This is a genomic window from Aeromonas sp. Y289-2 (genome assembly GCF_027705925.1).
Lineage (GTDB): Bacteria > Pseudomonadota > Gammaproteobacteria > Enterobacterales > Aeromonadaceae > Aeromonas > Aeromonas veronii.
The window spans coordinates 724,160-744,394 of the sequence record NZ_JAPDCH010000001.1 but is presented as its reverse complement, the minus strand read 5'-3'; the positions used below and the strand labels follow the sequence as shown (position 1 = coordinate 744,394).

At 60.5% G+C, this 20,235-nt stretch carries 16 protein-coding genes; 8 read left to right on the top strand and 8 right to left on the bottom strand.

What is annotated here, in order from left to right:
• Nucleotides 1–375 precede the first annotated feature (375 nt).
• Nucleotides 376–2,031 carry a methyl-accepting chemotaxis protein gene (locus OKC43_RS03200; RefSeq protein ID WP_144715194.1) on the top strand — a complete coding sequence of 552 codons (1,656 nt, stop codon included), beginning with the start codon at nucleotides 376–378 and terminating at the stop codon, nucleotides 2,029–2,031.
• A gap of 72 nt (nucleotides 2,032–2,103) precedes the next feature.
• Here the strand turns inward: OKC43_RS03200 and OKC43_RS03195 are convergent, their stop codons facing one another.
• On the bottom strand, nucleotides 2,104–3,834 hold the full coding sequence (locus tag OKC43_RS03195) for a formate--tetrahydrofolate ligase (RefSeq protein WP_270803865.1): 1,731 nt from the start codon (nucleotides 3,832–3,834) through the stop codon (nucleotides 2,104–2,106).
• Nucleotides 3,835–3,901: 67 nt separating this feature from the next.
• Between OKC43_RS03195 and OKC43_RS03190 the strand changes: the two genes are divergently transcribed.
• On the top strand, nucleotides 3,902–4,318 hold the full coding sequence (locus OKC43_RS03190; RefSeq protein ID WP_270803864.1) for a hypothetical protein: 417 nt from the start codon (nucleotides 3,902–3,904) through the stop codon (nucleotides 4,316–4,318).
• Between the two features lie 55 nt (nucleotides 4,319–4,373).
• Here OKC43_RS03190 and OKC43_RS03185 read toward each other — a convergent pair whose 3' ends face one another.
• On the bottom strand, nucleotides 4,374–5,276 hold the full coding sequence (locus OKC43_RS03185; RefSeq protein ID WP_270803863.1) for a LysR family transcriptional regulator: 903 nt from the start codon (nucleotides 5,274–5,276) through the stop codon (nucleotides 4,374–4,376).
• Between the two features lie 109 nt (nucleotides 5,277–5,385).
• Here OKC43_RS03185 and OKC43_RS03180 point away from each other — a divergent pair, with 109 nt between their 5' ends.
• The 4 genes from OKC43_RS03180 (at nucleotide 5,386) to OKC43_RS03165 (ending at nucleotide 8,375) form a co-directional block, all read left to right on the top strand.
• Nucleotides 5,386–5,946, top strand: coding sequence for a YceI family protein (locus tag OKC43_RS03180; RefSeq protein WP_263085888.1), 561 nt, complete (start codon nucleotides 5,386–5,388; stop codon nucleotides 5,944–5,946).
• Nucleotides 5,946–6,683: a hypothetical protein gene (locus OKC43_RS03175; RefSeq protein ID WP_270803862.1), complete on the top strand. Its 738-nt coding sequence runs from the start codon at nucleotides 5,946–5,948 to the stop codon at nucleotides 6,681–6,683. The genes OKC43_RS03180 and OKC43_RS03175 overlap by 1 nt, the downstream gene beginning before the upstream one ends.
• A 182-nt stretch (nucleotides 6,684–6,865) precedes the next feature.
• On the top strand, nucleotides 6,866–7,990 hold the full coding sequence (locus OKC43_RS03170; RefSeq protein ID WP_005361782.1) for an adenosylhomocysteinase: 1,125 nt from the start codon (nucleotides 6,866–6,868) through the stop codon (nucleotides 7,988–7,990).
• 76 nt (nucleotides 7,991–8,066) lie between these two features.
• Entirely contained in the window at nucleotides 8,067–8,375 is a 309-nt protein-coding gene (locus tag OKC43_RS03165) for a SelT/SelW/SelH family protein (protein WP_058055830.1), read from the top strand.
• 114 nt (nucleotides 8,376–8,489) lie between these two features.
• Here the strand turns inward: OKC43_RS03165 and OKC43_RS03160 are convergent, their stop codons facing one another.
• Both OKC43_RS03160 and pepT read right to left on the bottom strand, forming a co-directional pair.
• Nucleotides 8,490–10,199 (bottom strand): lysophospholipid acyltransferase family protein, encoded by a 1,710-nt coding sequence (locus tag OKC43_RS03160; RefSeq protein ID WP_270803861.1) that lies wholly within the window; start codon nucleotides 10,197–10,199, stop codon nucleotides 8,490–8,492.
• Nucleotides 10,200–10,401: 202 nt separating this feature from the next.
• The gene (gene pepT / locus OKC43_RS03155) at nucleotides 10,402–11,625 is read right to left on the bottom strand and encodes a peptidase T (RefSeq protein ID WP_270803860.1); all 1,224 of its coding nucleotides are present in this window, start codon (nucleotides 11,623–11,625) and stop codon (nucleotides 10,402–10,404) included.
• Between the two features lie 1,014 nt (nucleotides 11,626–12,639).
• Here pepT and speA point away from each other — a divergent pair.
• Nucleotides 12,640–14,541 carry a biosynthetic arginine decarboxylase gene (gene speA, locus OKC43_RS03150; protein WP_270803859.1) on the top strand — a complete coding sequence of 634 codons (1,902 nt, stop codon included), beginning with the start codon at nucleotides 12,640–12,642 and terminating at the stop codon, nucleotides 14,539–14,541.
• An 84-nt stretch (nucleotides 14,542–14,625) separates the two neighbouring features.
• Here speA and OKC43_RS03145 read toward each other — a convergent pair whose 3' ends face one another.
• Together OKC43_RS03145 and OKC43_RS03140 are read right to left on the bottom strand one after the other, a co-directional pair.
• Complete coding sequence (locus tag OKC43_RS03145) at nucleotides 14,626–15,150, bottom strand: hypothetical protein (RefSeq protein ID WP_236562065.1); 525 nt, start codon at nucleotides 15,148–15,150, stop codon at nucleotides 14,626–14,628.
• Nucleotides 15,147–17,144: an alkyl/aryl-sulfatase gene (locus OKC43_RS03140; RefSeq protein WP_270803858.1), complete on the bottom strand. Its 1,998-nt coding sequence runs from the start codon at nucleotides 17,142–17,144 to the stop codon at nucleotides 15,147–15,149. The genes OKC43_RS03145 and OKC43_RS03140 overlap by 4 nt, the downstream gene beginning before the upstream one ends.
• Nucleotides 17,145–17,380: 236 nt before the next feature.
• On the opposite strand from OKC43_RS03140, the gene OKC43_RS03135 reads away from it, so the two are divergent.
• Complete coding sequence (locus OKC43_RS03135; RefSeq protein WP_005334402.1) at nucleotides 17,381–17,569, top strand: hypothetical protein; 189 nt, start codon at nucleotides 17,381–17,383, stop codon at nucleotides 17,567–17,569.
• A 74-nt stretch (nucleotides 17,570–17,643) separates the two neighbouring features.
• Here OKC43_RS03135 and OKC43_RS03130 read toward each other — a convergent pair whose 3' ends face one another.
• On the bottom strand, nucleotides 17,644–17,937 hold the full coding sequence (locus OKC43_RS03130) for a hypothetical protein (protein WP_042054618.1): 294 nt from the start codon (nucleotides 17,935–17,937) through the stop codon (nucleotides 17,644–17,646).
• Between the two features lie 267 nt (nucleotides 17,938–18,204).
• Nucleotides 18,205–20,211 carry a methyl-accepting chemotaxis protein gene (locus OKC43_RS03125; protein WP_270803857.1) on the bottom strand — a complete coding sequence of 669 codons (2,007 nt, stop codon included), beginning with the start codon at nucleotides 20,209–20,211 and terminating at the stop codon, nucleotides 18,205–18,207.
• Between the last annotated feature and the right edge of the window lie 24 nt (nucleotides 20,212–20,235).

Below are 20,235 nucleotides of genomic sequence, written 5' to 3'. Positions count from 1 at the left end.
CGAGACGCCAGCAGCCATTGCTGGCGTTTTTCATTGGTCCCGGATGAGAGTGGCGGCCTGCAACGGCTTGACCCGTGCGGCTTGCCTTATGCAAACGTTATGCATTTTTTCGATTTATTCATCTGAGCGGTATATTTAATCGAGCACGATAAATCCCTCGTATTCACCTTACAAAAAGTAACCGGACAGACTCTTTCCGAACCATCACAATCCGGTTACTCTAGCGCCCCCTCACGGCTCTCGCTGCCGCTCATGGAATTCAGAGATATTCATCAAGGTTGGATGGTGCGCCACTGAACAGGTGGCCAGATAGTTCATGCCAAGAGGGCGTGAACCGGACGAGTGCTACGAATTTAACGACCACCAGGATATCCCATGAATACCAGTACCATGACCATAGGCAAAAAACTCACCGCCGGCTTTGCCGTGCTCGGTTTGATGGTCGCCTTTATCGGCGGTTTTTCCCTTGTCCAGTTTGGCAACATGAATGATGTTGCCATCCGGTTTACCGACAGCATCCTGCCTGCGGTCAATCGCACAAGTGCGATCGGGGATTCTCTCGGTGAGTTGCGTCGTTATGAGCTGGGTTATTTCGTGGTGGCTGCCGAGCCGCTGAAAAGGGCTGAATATCGGAGTATTGCCAGTCAACAGCTTAACTCGATCGCGCAGCAGCTGATTGCCCATGACAAGACGATCTGGCCTGAGGATGTGGCGGAGCGCCGTACATTCGATACGGTGAAATCTGACTGGGATCGTTACGTCGCCTTGCACCAGCGAGTCAAACAGCTGCAAGACAGCGATCAGCTTGCCGAAGCCCAACGCATCTTCCTTGAGGAGGGGGTTCCCCTTTACACCGCGCTGAGCAAGTCAGTGGCCTCCCTTATCCAGATTAACCATGGTTATGCGTCTGAATCCCGCAGCGACATTGTCGACTCTTATCAATCCGCCAATCTGAGTGTCACCATCGCGCTGGTGGTCGGTTTGATCCTTGTGGTGGTGCTCTCCGTGGTATTGACCCGCCAGATCCGCGACCCGCTGATCATGCTGGCCCGTCAGGCCCAGCGTATTGCCAATGGCGATCTGGGTCAGGGCGAACTGCAGCAGTGGATCCGTGACAGCCGCTTCAACCGCGATGAACTGGGCCAGCTGGGTTCCGCCATCAACCGGATGCAGGGTTCCCTCTCCGATCTGGTGAGCGAGATCGCCGGCTCCGTGAGCCAACTCAGCAGCGCAGTGGAGGAGGTGAGCGCCATCTCCAGCCAGTCTGCCAGCGGCATGGCCATCCAGCAGAACGAAGTCTCCCAGGTGGCGACCGCCATGAACGAGATGCAGTCCACCGTCAATGAAGTGGCCCGCAACACCACGGATGCCATGAGCGCCGCCAAGGATGCCTCCCGCACCTCTGCTGCTGGCAGCGAAGTGGTTCGCAGCTCCATTGCCAGCATCGAAGAGGTGTCGGTCAAGATTGAGCAGGCGGGCACAGTAGTGCAGCAGCTGGAGGCCGACAGCGCCAACATCAGCGTGGTGCTGGATGTGATCCGCGATATCGCCGGTCAGACCAACCTGCTGGCCCTTAACGCGGCCATCGAAGCGGCCCGTGCCGGTGAGCAGGGTCGTGGTTTTGCGGTCGTTGCGGATGAAGTACGTTCATTGGCCCAGCGTACCCAGGACTCCACCGCCGAGATCAGCAAGATGATCGAGCTGCTGCAGAGCCGCGCCGCCGAGGCGGGCAACGCCATGCAGCTGAGTCGTCACCAGATGCAGGAGAGTGTCGGTCTGGCACGGGATGCCGGTACCAGTATCGAGACCATCAATGGTGCCGTGGTGCGCATCACCGACATGAACACTCTGATCGCCACCGCTACCGAAGAGCAGAATGCGGTGACCGAAGAGCTCAACCGCAGCATCGTCAACATTCATAATGCCGCTGACGAGAATGCCCAGGGCGCTCATCAGATCGCCCAGGCTTGCGTCGAGCTGAGCAAGCTGGCCAACACCCTGCACCATATGACCCAGCGCTTCACCCTCTAAGGGTTGATGCATGGATAACAGAAGGCCCCGCCAATTGGCGGGGCCTTGTTGTTTCTGGGGTTGTGGAAGGGCTCAGCTCAGGCCGACTATCTCGCCGTTCTCATCGATATCGATATGGCGATAGGCAGGCAGACTGCCCAGCCCCGGCATGGTCATGATGGGGCCCGCCAGCGCATAGACGAATCCGGCACCGGCGCAGAGCTTCACCTCGTCGATGGGCACCTCGAAATCGGTCGGCACCCCTTTGAGGGCAGGGTCGTGGCTGATGGAGAGCGGCGTCTTGGCTACGCAGATGGGCAAGTGATCCCACCCTTCGGCGGAGAGCTGGGCCAGCTGCTGGCGCGCTCTGTCGGAGAGCTGCACTCCGCGGCCGCCGTAGCCGCACTCCACCAGGGTCGCCAGTTTGGCGTCGAGGCTCGCCTCGTCGGGGTAGAGCAGTTTCACCTTGCCGGGTTGCTCGCAGGCGGCGACCACGGCGCGGGCCAGCTCGCTGGCACCGGCACCACCCTGGGTGAAGGCGTTGGAGATGGCTGCGCCACAGGCACCGGCTTGCTGCGCTTCATGGGCCAACAGCGCCAGCTCGGCCTCGCTGTCGGTGGGGAAGCGGTTGATGGCGACCACCACCGGCACCCCGTAGCGACGGGCGTTCCGGATATGCCAGGCGAGGTTGGCGCAGCCCTGCTTGAGGGTTGGCAGATCTTCCCCCTGCAGGCTGGCTGGCAGCGGCTGGCCCGGGCGGATATCGAGCAGGCCGCTGTTGGCCTTGAGGCCGCGCACCGTGGCCACCAGCACCACGCAGGCGGGGGTAATACCGGATTGGCGGCTCTTGATGTTGAAGAACTTCTCCAGCCCCATGTCGGAGCCAAAACCCGCCTCGGTCACCACATAGTCGGTCAGGCCAAGGGCGATGCGATCGGCGATCACCGAGGAGTTGCCGTGGGCGATATTGGCAAAGGGGCCGGCGTGCACCAGCACCGGCGTCTGCTCGGTGGTCTGCATCAGGGTCGGTTGCAGCGCGTCCTTGAGCAGCACCGTCATGGCGCCCGCTACTTCCAACTGTTCGGCTGTGATGGGCTTGCCGTGGATATCGCGGGCCAGCTGGATGCGACCGATGCGCTGGCGCAGGTCTTTCAGATCGCTCGCCAGCGCCAGAATGGCCATCAGCTCGGAGGCGGCGGTGATGACGAAGCGATCGCTGCGCTCCACACCATCGGCAGCGCCCCCCTGTCCAATCGTGAGGTGGCGCAGGGCGCGGTCATTCATGTCGAGGGTGCGTGGCCAGAGAATGTTGTCAACATCGATATCGAGCCGCGGCAGGCCGGTTTTGGCGCTGAACTGGTCGCCGAGTTTACGCTCATGGAACAGGCGGGCATCGAGGGCTGCCGCCGCCAGATTGTGGGCCGCTGTCAGGGCGTGAAAATCGCCGGTGAGGTGGAGGTTCATCTCCTCCATCGGCACCACCTGGGCGTGGCCGCCACCGGCTGCGCCCCCCTTGACCCCGAATACCGGCCCGAGGCTCGGTTGGCGGATGGTTGCGATGCTGGGCTGGCCGATATGGTTGAGCCCCATGGAGAGGCCAAGGGTAGTCACCGTCTTCCCTTCACCGAGCGGGGTCGGGGTGATGGCGCTCACCAGTACCAGCTTGCCGCTCTGCTTGGGTTGAGACGTGAGCAGGTCGAGGCTGAGTTTGCCTTTGTAGTGGCCATGAGGGCTGAGCAGGTGCTGGGGGATGGCGAGGCGTTCGGCCAGCGCGTGGATTGAGAGACGGGGGGACTGGCGGGAGATCTCGATATCGCTTAGCATCAGCACCTCGTTGGCATATCGGGGTAAAATATGCGGCGCAGTCTAGTGGAATATAACGGGTAATCCAATGACGAAAACGATTTTATTTGGTGAGGGTGAGGTTCGTCAGAATCCTGTTCGGCTGGATCTCAACGCACTCTATCATCCTCCCAAGCAGCCGATGACGGCGCTGGGGATTGTCAGCGCGCTGGTGCCGTTGTTCGGTTTCGGCTGGCAGGCGATGACCCAGGACCCCGAAACCCAGCTGCGCCACGAGATCCGCAAACGGGTCAACAAGCACAAGGCCGACGAGGCAAACCTCATTTTGATCCTGCAGCTGGCCGCCATGTTTGACTGCCCCGAGATCGAAGTGGCGCTCCCCTATGCCCTCAGTGAGCAGCAGTTGTCGGTGATACGCACCCGTTTGCCACGCTGGCAGTTGCACCCCGAGCAGGCGCGTCTGCTGGCAACGCTCGCCCCCGCAGCGGCCCCCAGCCAACGTTAGGTTGTCTGCCGGGCCAGCAGGCCGGAAAGTCAGAGCAAACCGTCAGCGTTGACCATCAGGTCGGCGCATCCCACTGTTGCGGGGCGAGATAGCGCTCCTGCACGAACTCGATAAAGCAGCGCACCTTGGCCGAGACGAAGCGGCGGTGCGGATAGACCGCATAAAGTCCCACATCTCCCTTGTCCCACTCTGGCAGCAGGCTGACCAGCTGCCCTGACCGCAGGGCCTCCCCCACGATAAAGGTGGGCTGCAATATGATGCCCTGATCATCACAAGCGGCGCGGGTCAGCGCCACCCCGTTGTTGGCCCGCAGCGGTCCCTGTGGCCGGATGCTCTGCTGCTCGTTTCCCCGTTTGAAGTGCCACTCCGGCTGGGTCAGGGTGTAGATCAGACAGTCGTGCTGTTTGAGATCCTCGGGTTTTTCCGGTCTGCCCTTGCGTGCAAGATAGTCGGGGCTAGCGCAAAGCTCGACCCGAATGGTGGCAAGCTGGCGCGCCACCAGCGAGGAGTCGCTGAGGTGGCCGATCCGCAGCGCCAGATCGAACCCCTCTTCCACCAGCGCTACCCGCCGGTCGCTGTACTCGATATCGAGCTTGAGATCGGGAAAGCGCTGGCGAAACAGCGGCAGGGCGGGGGAGAGGTGCAGATAGCCAAAATCCATCGGCACCGAGAGCTTGAGGGTGCCGTTCGGCTGCTGGTTGTGGTGGGTCAGCTGGCTGTGGGTCTCTTCCAGCTCCGCCAGCAGGGCGAGGGATCGCTGGTAGTAGAACTGGCCCGCCTCGGTGGGATTGACCTGGCGGGTAGTGCGCGACAGCAGCCGGGTGGCGAGGGACTCCTCCAGCTGCTGCATTAGCTTGGAGGCCATGGCGACCGAGATGCCGAGCTGGTTGGCGGCCTTGGTAAAGCTCTGGCACTCCACCACCTTGATAAAGGTACGCATGGCGGCGATCTGGTCCATTTTCCATCCTCAGTAAATAATGAATTTAATAAATCACTGATTATTCATCTTCAGAACGAGGTTAGCATTTTAACCACTGATGTGAACCCCAAGATGAAGGAACGAACGGATGAAAATGACCAAGGCTCTGCTGGCCTCCTGCCTGTTTATGGCTACCCCTCTGATGGCGGCGGATTACGATGTGGATGCGGCGCACACCACAGTGCAGTTCAAGGTGGGTCACCTGGGCTTCTCCGAGCTGGTGGGTCGCTTCAACACCTTCAGTGGCACCTTCAGCATGGATGACGCCAACCCGGCGGCGGCCAAGGCGAGCTTTGAAGTGGATGCCGCCAGCGTCGACTCCAACCACGAGGCCCGCGACAAGCACCTGCGCAGCCCTGACTTCCTCGACGTGAAGCAGTATCCCAAGATGACCTTCGTCAGCTCCGCTTACGAGGGCACCAAGGATAAAGGCGTGCTGAAAGGGACCCTGACCCTGCACGGCGTCTCCAAGGAAGTGGCCTTCGATCTGGTCAAAATTGGCGAAGGCAAGGATCCCTGGGGCGGTTACCGCAGCGGTTTTAACGCCTCCACCACCATCAAGCGCAGTGACTTTGGCGTGAGCTACATGCTGCCCGGCATCCCGGACGAGATGAGCATCAACCTGTTTGTCGAAGGCGTGCGCAAGTAATGGGCGCGGAACTTCTGCTGCAAACCCTGGCGGCTCCTCTGGGAGCCGCTTTGCTATCGTGGCGCTGGCCGCGACTGGGGTATCTGTGGGGCGCGCTGGCGCTCTGGCTGGTGGGCTCCTGGCTTGGCGGTCTCTATGGTATTCCGGCCAAGGCGTGGCAGTGGCTGCCGCTAACCCTGCTGGTCCCCGCCATTGCGGCTCAGGTGAACGATCTGCGCGGCTCGCTGCTGCTCTTTGCCGTGTTCAGCGCGCTGGTGTGGTGGCAGGGATTGGCATCGGTATTGGCGAGCGAACCCGGGATCTGGCTGGCGCTACTGCCCGCCATCCTCTGGTTTGGCTGGAGCACCTTGCACTGTGATAGCCGCGAGGGGCTCGGGTTTGCCCTCGGTTTTATCTGGCTGGCGCTGGTGATCGGCATTGATGGCAGCTTGCTGATTGCCCAGCTGGCCGGTGCGCTGGCCGCTTTCGCCGGTTTTCGCGCCCTGCTTGCCACCTTTGTTGGCACCAAGGTAGCCCCCGCCGGTCTGGCGCTGGCCCTCGCCTTCGTCCAGATGCTGGCCTGGCAATATGTGGAGGTGCCGCTGGTGGTGTTGCTGCCGGTCTGGTTGCTGCCGCTGCTGGAGTGGGCGTTGCGTGACAAACCGTTGCCAGTGCGTTGGGGTGGGCTGATCTTGCTCGCCGCGGCGGGAACCGGGCTCAGCCTATGGTGGGTGTGGCCTGCTGCTTCTTTGTACTGATTTTTGCATGAAAAACAGGCAATTACAGTCATTTTTGCATACTCGCTCATACTCTTGGCAGATAATGATTGAGCCCCATATGTGTTTCAGATAAAAAGGATTTTCATTTTATTTGGACACACACAGAACCCGGCCGCGCCGGGTTCTGTTTGCCTGCTTTGCGGCACATAAGGAGGCCACAGTTGCGCAGTCAAGGATCTGAGCATCTGTTTTTTCGCCATTTCACCGGACAGGGACGTATCGATGGTCTCTGCATTCTGCTGGTCACTCACCTGCTTCCCGATCGCCCCCGTTTTATCGACGCTCTCGGTCAGATTGGACGGATTGGCGCCATTTTGCCCAAACCGAAATCGGTACATGGTCCGACCCTGGAGTGGGTATCCCAGCACTATCCGGTGCTGCCCCTCAACCGGCGCTGGACCAATGAACCCGACAGCATCATCCAGCAGATTGCACCGCTGGTGGCCCCCCACGAGCGGTTGCTGATCCTCGATATAGGCGGTTACTTTGCCAAAACTCAGGTGATCTTGAGCGAGTACTTCGGCCCCCGTTTCCTCGGGGTGGTGGAGATGACCGAGAACGGCCATCAGCGCTATGAGCAGGAGGTGCTGGCGACCCCTGTGGTGTCGGTGGCACGCAGCCCCCTCAAGCAGGCCGAGGATATCCAGATTGGTTTGAGCGTGGTCTACTCCGCGGAGTCGCTGGCTCGTAACCTCAACCGTACTTTCAACGTCTGCGAAGCCGTGCTGTTTGGCTATGGCAAGGTGGGACGCAGCATCGCCCGCGACCTGCGCTGTCGCAACCTCCATCTCGGGCTGGTGGAGACCGATGTGCTGCGACAGGTCGAAGCGCTCTCTCACGGTTTTCGCTTGATCACCAAGGCCGAGGCGTTGAGCCGCGCCGAGCTGGTGATCTGCTCTACCGGCAACGGCTCGCTGGATTTGGCGGATCTGCAGGCGCTGCGCCCCGGCACCATGGTGGCCTCGGTCACCTCGGCCGACGACGAGTTTGCCTTCTCGCTGGCCCAGTTGCCGTGGCCGAGCGAAGAGGTGTGCCCCCATGTGCTGGCCCTCAACCGGCCGGATGGCACCCAGATCTACCTGCTCAACCGGGGCGAGGCGGTCAACTTCGTCCATGGCGCCGTGATAGGTGAATATGTCTATCTGGTGCTGGCGGAGATCATGGAAGGGATCCGGATGCTGGCGGCAGGCCCTCTTGCTCCCGGCCTGTTCGAGCTGCCAGAATCGGCGATGCGTACCATTGCCCGCCATTGGCTGGCCGATTTTCATGGGGTTGATCAGCACTGATTTGACCAAACCGGGATCGGCCATTGGGCGGCAGTACGCCACTTCCCGCCATTGTCGCTTTTTTATGGAGTCACTCATGATCGAGTCTGAAACCCTGATCAGCAAACCCCGCATAGAAATCCGCTACTGCACCCTCTGTCGCTGGATGCTGCGCGCCGCCTGGCTGGCGCAGGAGCTGCTCTCCACCTTCGACAGCGATCTGGGGGAGGTGGCGCTGGTGCCGGCCAGCAAGGGGGAGTTCCGCATTCTGGTGAGCGGGGTGCAGGTGTGGGATCGGGTGGTCGATGACGGCTTCCCCGAGGCCAAGGAGATCAAGCAGCGGGTGCGTGACGTCATCGCCCCTGAGCGGGATCTCGGCCACTCGGATCGCAAGGCGGCCGAGTAACGCCTGATGGGCCGAGCGCCTCGAAAAGGTGCTGAGCATGAGAGCGAAAGGAGAGGGAGGCGATGGCCTCTCTCTCCTTTTTTGCCTTTGGCTATTTGCCTGGCGCCTGCAGGGCTATGAGCGCGGCTCGGCCAGATGGCTGCCGATATAGCGGGCACGCTTGTGGGACTTGATGCGGCTCACATCGACCCACACCAGCCCGTCGATGCAGTGGTTGAAGTCGGGGTCGATGCCAAAATCCATAAACTGGACGCCGCCCGGCTCGCACAGCTCGGAATACTGCTTGTAGAGGGTAGGGATTGCGCAGCCCAAATTGTCGAGGCGGGCCTTGAGTGCTTGGAGATCGGCACCGTAATCCACCCCCTCGAACAGAGGTTGCGTCTCGGGGTAGGGACGGCGGGAGGGGGCCAGCGCCAGCTCGGGGGCAAAGTGTTGGCGGTAGAAGCTCACCAGCAGATCCTTGGCCGCCGGCGGCAGGCTGCCGGAGAGCGACACCGGGCCAAACAGGTAGCGGTAGCGGGGATAGCGGGCCAGATAGGCACCGATGCCGAACCAGAGATAATCGAGCCCCCGCTTGCCCCAGTAGGCGGGCTGGATAAAGCTGCGGCCAAGCTCGATGGCCTGCTCCAGCCGGGGCAGCAGCTTATCCTCAAAGCCGAACAGGGTGTGGCTGTAGAGGCCATCCTTCCCCTTGCTGGCCAGCAGCTCTGCCACCGGGGCAAAGCGGTAGGCGCCGATAATGTCGAGCCGGGCCGGATCCCAGAGGATCAGGTGGTGATAGTCGTTGTCAAAGCCATCGAGATCCCGCCTTTTGCCGGATCCTTCCCCCACTGCGCGAAAGGCGATCTCTCGCAGTCGTCCCAGCTCGCGCAGGATCACCGAGTGGCTTAGTTCGTGGCGGCGGTAGAGGTAGATCCCCTGACCATCCGGGGTGGTGCCGAGTTGTTCGCAGCTTTCGATGGCTTGTTTGAGCTGGCGGCGATCCTCCGGCAGGGCGATGGGGGCCTCGGTCTGCAGCCGTCCCGCCTTGCCACGGCCAATCCGGTAGAGGTGGTTGCGCACCAGCCGCGCCGCCGTCTTGGCTGGCAGCTCCTGAAAACTGTCGAGCGGAATGCGCGCTCCTATGGTCACCGGCAGGGTCTGCCCCTGCTGGCGAAACAGCTGGCGTACCAGCAACAGGGCGGAGGCGGGCTTGTTGAGCCAGGAGGCGAGATAGAACCAGAGGCTATTGCGTCCCCCCAGATGGATGGGCACCAGCGGGGTGCGGGTGCGCTGGGCCAGCTTGATAAAGCCTGCCTGCCAGGGGCCATCTTTCACCCCCTTGAGGCCAAGCCGCGAGACTTCGCCTGCGGGGAAGATCACCAGTGCCCCTTCATGGGCTAGGTGCTCGTTCATGGCGAGGATGGCCTGTCGATCGGTCTTGCCCTCCATATTGTCTACCGGCAATAGCAAAGGGCGCAGCGGCGCGAGTTGTGCCAGCAGCTGGTTGGCGACGATCTTCACATCGGGGCGGATGCGACCGAGCAGTTGCAGCAGCGCCAGTCCGTCCAGCGAGCCGATGGGATGGTTGGCAACAAGAATGACCCGGCCGCTGGCGGGAATATGCTCGAGTTGCGCCTCGCTGACCCGATAGTCGAAATCGAGCTGGGTCAGCGCCTGCTCGACAAAGTCGAGGCCGCGCAGGTGCGGGTAGCGGGCGGCAAAGTCGGCAAAGGCACGTTCGTTGAGCAGCCAGCCCAGCAGCCGCTTGAACAACGGGGTGAGCAGGGGGTAGCCAAGCAGGCGGGGGAAGTGCTGGGTCAGCAGGGTATCGATAGTGAACATCTGGAGGGCTCCGGCGATCCGTTGCTCCCAGCATGATGTGACACTGTTCCCGCGACATGTCAGCGGGATGACAGTTTGATGGCAGTGGCAGCCAGTTGCTCCTGAGCGACCCTCCCCGGTTTCCCTTTGTTGATGGGTGATGGCCAGATAGCAAGGGGGGAGCCGGTTAACCGGCTTCCCCCTTGGTTGTCATGGTAATCGATTAACCGCCCCAGGCTGCGGTGAGGCGCACCAGCTCCACCAGGGTGGCGACCGATTTCTCCATGGATTGCAGCGGGATGAACTCGTGCTTGCCGTGGAAGTTGTGGCCACCGGTGAAGAGGTTGGGGCAGGGCAGACCCATAAAGGAGAGGCGGGCGCCATCGGTACCGCCGCGAATGGGCTTGATCTTCGGCACCACGTCGGCGGCCTCCATGGCGGCCTTGGCCAGCTCGACGATATGCATGTGCGGCTCAATCTGGCTGCGCATGTTGCGATAGCTGTCGGTCAGGGTCAGCTCGATGCGGGCCTTCGGATACTCGGCCTGCAGGGCGGCGACCCGGCTCTGCATCTCGGCTTTGCGTGCGGCGAAGTGCTCGTCGTCGAAGTCACGGATGATGTAGTGCAGGGTGCTCTCCTCCACGGTGCCGCTCATCTGGGCCAGATGGAAGAAGCCCTCATACCCATCGGTGCACTCCGGGGTCTGCTCGGCAGGCATGGCGGCGTGGAAGCGGGCGGCCAGGGTCTGGCTGTTGATCATGCTGCCCTTGGCGGTGCCGGGGTGGACGTTATTGCCGATAAAATGAACCGTGGCGCTGGCGGCGTTGAAATTTTCATACTCCAGCTCGCCCAGTTCGCCGCCATCCACGGTGTAGGCCCACTTGGCCGGGAATCTGTCCAGCGGGAACAGGTTGGCGCCGCGGCCGATCTCCTCATCCGGAGTAAAGCCGACCCAAATATCGCCACGTGGGATCTCGGGGTGGGCCTGCAGGTGGTCGATGGCAGTGAGGATCTCGGCGATACCCGCCTTGTCGTCGGCGCCAAGCAGTGTGGTGCCGTCGGTGGTGATGAGATCCTGACCCAAGTAGTTTTTCAGGAAGCGGTAGTCACGGATGGCGAGCACCTCGTCACCCTTGCCAAGGCAGATGTCGCCGCCCTGATAGTTTTCGATGATTTGCGGTACTACGTGCTCCGCCTCGTAGTCGGCGGTGTCCATGTGGGCAATCAGGCCGATGGCGGGGGCGTCCGGCTGGTTGCCCGGCAGGCAGCCGGTGAGGTAGCCGTTTTCATCCAGGGTGACCTGGCTCAGCCCCAGCACCTTCATCTCTTCTTGCAGGGCGCGGGCAAAGATCAGCTGGCCTTCGCTGCTGGGGCAGGCTGGATTGGTCTCATCGGAGCGGGTATGAAAAGTTACGTAACGCAGAAAACGCTCAAGCAGGGTATCCATTAGTCAGCCTCTAACCGATTGTGAGCGGTCATTGTGGCCAATCCGTGCGGGGCACTCATTGCGTCAGCGCAGGTTTTTCACATTTTTTGACGCAAGGGAAGAGCGGCGAATGTGCGGCGCGCAGGGCAACGTCCGGGAGGGAGATCGCATAAATGTGGCATTTATTACGATATTTAGGCGCTGGCGGTGGCGACCAAATTCCCCTCAGCCACCGCACAGCAAGGCGTCAGCCCAACCATGGCGTTTTCGCACACTTTTCAAGGGGGAATCGGGCTGTCGCATAACCTGCGCCATCCCAGAGCCCGCCTGCTCGCCAGCAAGATTTGATCGACTTATTAAAAGGGGATTTTGAACACTATTTTTTATTGTCACTGCCCGCGGTAAGTGTGTACACTCCGCGCCGATCCAAGGGCAACCCTGAAGCAGGCAGAGCCGCCAGAAACCCGACCGATCATACGCCTATAGGGCGAGGCACGCAGAAACGACAGACACTGCTGGGGAATGGTTTCTTTAATACCGGTTAGGCTCCGGTATCAGGGAGAACAACAGACTCTCATCCTTCATTTGACCGAGTGGGCCACCGGCTCATCATCTTCCCTTGTCATGGGCGGTCACTGACGGTGAGGTGGGCTGTGGTTGTTGTCGTCTATCAACACGCATGCGTGCTGGCGCCTTCGCTTCTCTTCCTTGGAACCCTCTCCTTCTGTCGGGATCGCTGCCGAATGATGAACTGACGGCGTGGCTGATGTCGTCTGTCATCAAAGTACCGCGGCGCTACGGCATAGTGGCACCGCATACCGTTGAGCTTGATGTAAAGCCACCAGCCCCACATCAAGACTCGTTACTTCCCCAAGATCCACCAGGCAGCCTCTGGCTTGCCGCGATGTGCAAAGCGTTGGTTTGGGTGGCTGCGTCTCGTGATGGCAGCGCTCGCCGTACTCTGCACTAGATGGTCTGGATGTGATTGAGGGTAACGAAGGCGACTTTGGGTCGCTCATTTGCGAGGCATAGCCCATGACTAACTGGTCCAGCAAGGACTCCTTGAAGGTCTACAACGTTCCCTACTGGGGTGCGGGTTTTTTCAATATCAATGACGCCGGTCATGTGACCGTCGCCCCCGACAAATCACGCCCTGACGCGCATATTGTGCTCTCTGACGCCATCGAACAGTTGCGTCAGTCCGGGCTGACCACCCCCGTGTTGCTGCGCTTCCCCGACATTCTCAAGAGTCGGGTCGATGCGCTGTTCAACGCCTTTGGTCAGGCCATCGAGAAGTCAGGCTATGAAGGGGACTACCTCTGCGTTTACCCGATCAAGGTAAACCAGCAGCGTCGTGTCATCGAGACCATCAGCCAGTCCTACAGCGACAAGCCCCGGCTTGGCCTGGAAGCTGGTTCCAAACCGGAACTGCTGGCCGTGCTGTCCCATCACCATGAGCAAGGCTCGGTGATCGTCTGCAACGGTTACAAAGACCGCGAATATATCCGCCACGCCCTCCTGGGCAACCTGATGGGCCACAAGGTCTACATCGTGGTGGAGAAGCCCTCCGAACTGGAAATGGTGCTGGACGAGTCAGCTCGTCTCAACATCAAGCCCAACATTGGGGTGCGTGCCAAGCTCGCTTCCACCGGCTCCGGCATGTGGGAATCGAGCGGTGGCTCCATGTCCAAATTTGGTCTCTCCGCCTCCCAGATCCTGGCGCTGATCGAGCGTCTGCGCGGGCTGGGCAAGCTGGATTGTCTGCAACTGCTGCACTTCCATCTGGGTTCCCAGATCGCCAATATCCGCGACATTCAGGGCGGCATCCGCGAATGCGGCCGTTTCTACGCCGAACTGCGTCGCCTTGGTGCCAACATCGAAGTCGTGGACGTCGGTGGCGGCCTGGGTGTGGACTACGAGGGAACCCGTTCCCAGAGCCACTGCTCCGCCAACTACAGCCTCTCCGAGTACGCCAACAACGTGGTATGGGGTATCGGCGATGTCTGCCGCGAGTTCGACCTGCCGCACCCGACCATCATCAGCGAGTCCGGCCGTGCCCTGACCGCTCACCACGCCGTGCTGGTTACCAATATCATTGGTGCCGAAGGGGTGGAGATGAACGACATCAGCGCGCCGGACGAAGATGCACCGACCATTCTGCAGAACATGTGGAAAGGCTGGCTGGATCTGCGCAGCGAAGATCCCTCCCTGCTGGAGATCTTCCATGACTCGGTGGCAGATTTGGGTGACGTGAATACCCAGTACACCATGGGCCTCTTGAACCTTGAACAGCGTGCCTGGGCCGAGATGCTGCACCAGAACACCTGTCTGGCGCTCAAAGAGATGCTCAACCCGGTCAACCGCAACCACCGTGCGCTGGCTGACGAGCTGAGTGAAAAGCTGGCGGACAAGTGCTTTGCCAACTTCTCCCTGTTCCAGTCCCTGCCGGATGCCTGGGGTATCGGTCAGGTATTCCCGGTGATGCCGCTGGCCGGTCTCGATCGTCCGCTTAGCCGTCGCGGTATCCTGATGGATATTACCTGTGACTCCGACGGTCAGGTCGAGCACTATGTCGACGGTCTGGGGGTCGAAAGCACCCTGCCAATGCCGGTCTACGGCGAGAACGAAGAGTGCCACGTCGGCTTCTTCCTGGTCGGTGCCTATCAGGAGATCCTCGGCGATCTGCACAACCTGTTCGGTGACACCCACTGCGCGGAAGTGTGGCTGGACGAAGAGGGCAAGATGGACATTCGCAACGTGGTGCGCGGCGACACCGTCGACCAGCTGCTGCGTTACGTCAACATCGACCCGTCCGTCATCCGCGAAAACTACCAGCAGATCGCCGCTCACCCGGCGCTGGACGATGCCACTCGCAAAGCCCTACTCGACGAGCTGGAGCTGGGCCTGCAAGGCTACGCCTATCTGGAAGACGAATAAGCGCCCGCGCTTGACGTTCGCCGTGAAGGCATAAAAAAGGGAGGCATTTGCCTCCCTTTGTTCTATCTGTTTCTCCCGTGGCGGTCAGGTCTGCGAGCTCAGCGCCTTGTGCAGATCCCGCTGCAACTGCTGATTGTCGTCTCTTTGCAGCTCCACAATACCCAATTGCAGTCCCTGCTCGATGGTGAGCGACCCATTCAACATGGCGTTGATGGCAGCTTCACTCAGCAGCATCACCCGGTCTTTGGGGTTTGGGCCGCTGGTGTGCAACTGGAGCAGTAGGGACTCCTTGCCTCGTACTCTGGACCAGAGTCCTGAGTCGATAAGCAGGATGGAGATCCCGCCGCCTACCCCTGCCTGCTGGAGTCGACTTTTGAGGGTTTGGAGCCATGCCTGGCTACGGGAGAAGCCGGCTTCTCCTGTCAGGGCTGCCAAGGGGGGTAACTGCTCACGGCTCACCGCAGTCGCCGTGGCCATGGCAATATTGACCGTGCCGGGCCAGCTCTGTTCGAACGGATTGGGATAAAGGGCATCATAACCACAGCTCTGCCCCATCCCGGGGATGAGGCAGAGGAGGATCATGCATGCGCGCAAGGTGCGTTGCATCATGGCGTCACTATGTTGAACCAGAAGTTGAACTTGTCGAGCAGGCTGATGAAGTCGCTGAACTTCTGCTGATCACCTTCGATCTTGATCTCGCCGTTGGCGATCTTCTGCTCCATGGTGCCCTGACCGAGCTGGATATCATCCAGCGTCTTCTTGCTCAGGGTAATGGTCACATCAGGCTTGGCGGCATAGCGGGTTGTGTGGTTGAGCACCGAGTTCTCCAGACTCAGGGTATGTTTCTCCCCGATGTCGGTGAACGCCATGTTGATGACCATCTTCTTGCCCGCCGCTTTCTCGGGATTAATGCGCACCGAGAGATAGTCAAACAGCATGCTGGGGCTCATGGCCCGGATGGTGTCCGGTGAGGCGGTGACTGTTCCGCCAACATTAGGAACGCCATTGCGCAGCTCATAGGCGCCTTGCAGATAGACGGAGCGCCACGGGCCGGATTCAGCCTGATAGCCCAGCTGCTCCAGTGCATCTGCCAGCAGCAGCTTGCCCTCTGTGTTGTTCGGGTTGGCAAACACCAGATGTTTGAGCACTTCTGCGACCCAGCGATATTCCCCCTTGTCGAACGAGGCCTTGGCTTTTTTCAGTACCTCCTGCTCGCCCCCCATGAACTCGATATATTTGGGGCCGACCATTTCTGGGGGCAGGTTGTCGAGATCGGAGGGGTTGCCGGAGTACCAGCCCATATAGCGCTGATAGATGGCGCGGCTGTTGTGGCGCAGGGTGCCGTAATAACCGCGGTTCGGCCAGAAGTCGTTGAGCTCGGGGGGGAGGGTGATCTGTTCGGAGATCTCCTCACCGGTGTAGCCCATGTTCATCAGGCGCACCGACTGGTCGTGGATGTATTTGTAGAGGTCACGCTGCTTCTTGAAGTAGTCGACGGTATTGGCATTGCCCCAGCGTGGCCAGTGGTGACTCTGGAACTTGACCTCGGCCTGATCACCCCAGGTTTCGATGGTCTCGTTGAGAAAGCTGGCCCACTTCAGCGCATCGCGCACCTGGGCGCCGCGCAGGGTGAGGATGTTGTGCATGGTGTTGGTGGAGTTTTCGGCCATCCACAATGCTTTGCTGTCCGGGAACCAGGTGTTCATCTCGGCCGGGGCTTCAGTGCCCGGGGTCATCTGGAAGACCATCTTGACGCCATCGACCGTCAGCGTTTCACCGGTTTTGGTGATAAAGCGGGTCGGCAGCAGCAGCGAGGGCACGCCGGTGGAGGTGGTTTGCCCCAGACCGCCGTTGACGCCCCCCTGCGGGTTGCGCGGCAGCAGGGCGCCGTACATGTAGACGGCGCGGCGAGCCATGGCGTTGCCGGCGATGACGTTCTCCGATACCGCGTGTTCGGTAAATCCTTCCGGCGCGATGATCTCGACGCCGTTCTTTTTCACCTCGTCCAGCGAGTTGAACAGACCGGCGGCACCGCCGTAGTGATCCACGTGGGAGTGGCTGTAGACCACCGCGGTGACCGGGCGCTCCCCTTGGGTCTTGTTGATGAAGGCCAGCGCCGCCTTGGCGGTTTGCGGGGAGATCAGCGGATCGAACACCACCCATCCCTTGTTGCCTTCGATAAAGGTGATGTTGGAGAGATCAAAGCCGCGAATTTGGTAAATCTTGTCGGTGACCTTGAACAAGCCGTACTGCATGTTGAGCTGGGCATTGCGCCACAGGCTGGGGTTGACGCTGTCTGGCGCGGCCTTGTCGAGGCCGATGTAGCTCTTGTACTGCTCCAGATCCCACACCACGTTGCCCTTGTCATCCTTGATGGTTAGGGTCTCCGGCTTGGCGATAAAGCCACGCTGGGCATCCTCGAAATCCTGCTTGTCATTGAAGGGCAGGGTATTGAGCACCTGCTGGTTTGCCTTGATGGTAAATTCGCTGGCTGGCTTGGGGTCGATGGCGGCCTTGGCCGACTGCGCAAGAGCAGGCTGCAAAAGCAGTGCGCTACAGAGCAAGAGCGAGAAAATCGTGGTGGTGGAAAGCCTCGGTTTCATCGGTATGACTCCAGATGGTGGTGTGGGTCGACAGGGCTAAGTGTAGTCAGGCTCAAGTCAGGGAAGAGAAGAAAGGGGGGACTTGTGTTACACAACGCCATCCGGGAGGAAAACTGCAGGAATTGCGCCTGCAGGAGCACAGCCGTTGCACATCTTGATCTGTATCAAGATAGGTCGCAGCGGGTTGTCTTACGGTCAGGAGTGATGTTGATGGGATGTAACAAAAGGATGTGCATATGGAACTGAAAAGGGACCCGAGATGCTATACCGACGTCTGTATCGACGGTAAGTGGTATCACTACGACCACTGCAGCACCAACGTCTACATGCTGATGGGGGGCGCTGCGCCGAGCCTTCAGCTGGCCTATGAGCCGAGCAGCGAAGAGGAGCTGATCGAGATGCTCCAGCAGCTGGGGCGCTTCTGACTTACCGAATTGATATCTTGCCATATGGCCATCGGGCGTGTTGCCACGATGGCCACCACTCTTTACCGCTGCACCTAATCTCGGCGGGTTTTATTACCCAATAACCCCTTGCCAATCTCCAGCATGGCGACGGCTGCGGCGTAGCTGCTATCGGACTTGCCTATCTCATCCGCCACATAGAGAAAATTGGATTGGTACTTCTCGACGGCCTCCCGTGGACTGGTTGCGTCAATAAAGTCCTCCTCCACCTCGAATCCTTGGGTCAGCAGTGCCGCCTTTTCACTCAGAAAAGTCGGAGATGCCATGTCGATAAAGGTGTATTGCTGCCGATTGGACGCCGGAATGGTAAAAAACTGGTATCTGGCCATGGGTAAATCCTCGCTTGAAGCGGGTGATAAATGACGTGACGCTGGGTTTAATCTGTGGCTCGCAGGCGGCTTGCTTGCCTCGACGTCGCAGACAGTGCGTGTCGGGAATGCCGCATTTTGTTTTCGTTCGAGACTACTTTGTTGGCGTTTGCCCGGCAAGTGGGTCGCAGAGATTTTCTGGATGATCCGCGCAACCGAGATGTTGTGGGCAGGGGCGAGACCGAGATAATGCCGGGCTCACGTTGAGCCCGGCTTGTCAGCGCTCTGTTACAGCACGAAGCTCTGTACCATGGCGCGCAGCTGTTCGGTGAGCTGGTGGATCTGGCGTGCGGCATCGCGGGCGGCGTTGGCTACTTGCAGCGCCTCGTCGCTGCCATCGGAGATGCGCACCACGTTGCGTTCGATCTCGTTGACCACGGCGCCCTGCTGCTCGATGGCGCTGGCGATGATGGCGTTGGTATCGACCATTCGATCCACCTTCTCGGTTATGGCGCCGAAAGCCTGTTTTGCCTCCTGCGCCAGCCCGACCCCCTCCTGCGCTTCATGGCTGGCCGCCGACATGGCGGTGACCGAGGCGCGGGCGCCGGATTGCAGCTGTTCAATCATCTGCTGGATCTCGACGGTAGCCCCCTGGGTGCGGTTGGCAAGAGATCGCACCTCGTCGGCCACCACTGCAAAGCCGCGACCCTGCTCACCGGCCCGGGCCGCTTCGATGGCGGCGTTGAGGGCCAGCAGGTTGGTCTGTTCGGCGATGCCGCGGATCACGCTGATGACGCCGCCAATCTGGCTGCACTGCTGCTCCAGTTGGCCTATGGTGTCGGCGGTACGCAGCACCTCGCGGTTGATATGGTCGATGGCCTTGATGGTGCGTTCCACCACATCCTCGCCCTGACCGACCACGTCCTGCGCCTCCTGGGTCATGCGGGCGGCTTGCAGGGCGTTGCCCGCCATGTCTTGTGAGGTGGCGGCCAGCTCCTTGATGGCGGTAGCGACCTGATGGGTCTCCCCTTGCTGATCGGCAATGACCTCCTGCGAGCGGCAGGTGCGCGCTTCGATCTCGGTGGCGCTCTCCACCACGGTGACGCCATTTTCCCGCACTCGCAGCATCAGGGTACGCAGGGTCTCCAGGGTCACATTGTAATCCCGGCTGATGGCGGCCAGCTCGTCCTGACCGACGATCTCGATATGCTGGCTGAGATCCTGGGCGTTGACCCGGGCAGCAATATCACGCACCCGCCCTACGGTGTCGCGCAGGGAGAGATAGGCACCGATCATCAGGTAGAGGTAGAGCAGCAAGCTGACGGTCAGCGGCGCGGTGACCCACCAGAAGTGGCGTTGGTTGGCGGCCAGCCGCTGATGTAAGTCGGCCTCCAGCCGCTGGCGTACCTGGCCTGCCAGTGCGGTGATGGCCTCGTCCATCTTATCCCCCAGCGCTTGCACCTCCTTGGTGGGGAGTTGCACCAGCTGATCCTTCATCATCTTGTTTTCCATGGTCTCGACCCCCTGACGCACCAGCTGTATCAGAGCATCGGTCTGCTGACCCAGCTCGGCGCGGTAGGCCGGTTCAATCCGGTAGAGCAGGGTCAGGTCGGCCTCCAGCTCTTGCAGAGTGGCGCTGATCAGGTCAAGACGAAAACGCAGGCCGCTGTAGCCCTCGGCCTGAAACAGGCCGAAATCGGCGATGGTGGCGGCGCGATCCCGCACCTGAGCCAGCAGGTCGCGCAGTTGCGGCAACCGCTCACTGGCGAGGATCACCATGTAGTAGGTACCGAGCGCCGGATCCTGGATCAGGCTGCTACTGGCGGTAATGTGCTTGTAGAGGTGGCGCACCTCGGTCAACAGCTTGTCGTGGCGCAGGTTGCTCTGCTCCACTTCCAGCTTGCCCGCTTCACTCTGCAGGGCGGCCCAGCCCTGCTGGATCACCTCAAAGGAGGGGTTGTTCTGGCGGGTGTTGGCAAAGGCTTGCAGGCTCTGAGCAACTGTTTGTGCGGCTGCCTTGACCTGATCATCACCGACCGGATCCACTTCATAGGCGTGACGGGTTACGAGATTGCGATGGGTGAGCAGGGCTTGCTCGATAGCGGGCACGGGGGTGAGATTGACCACTCCCGCCAGCTCGCGGTTGGCCTGCGCGTTGTCATCCTGCAGCCGCCCCAGCAGATTGGTCATGCTGTAGGCCAGTGGCAGCAGCATCAGGCAGGACCAGAGCAGGAATTTGTATTTGAAGGAGAGCTGATTGCCCAGCCGGATGGCGGGGTTGAAAATCCATTTCATATTAGGCCTCGATACCTGAGTGCG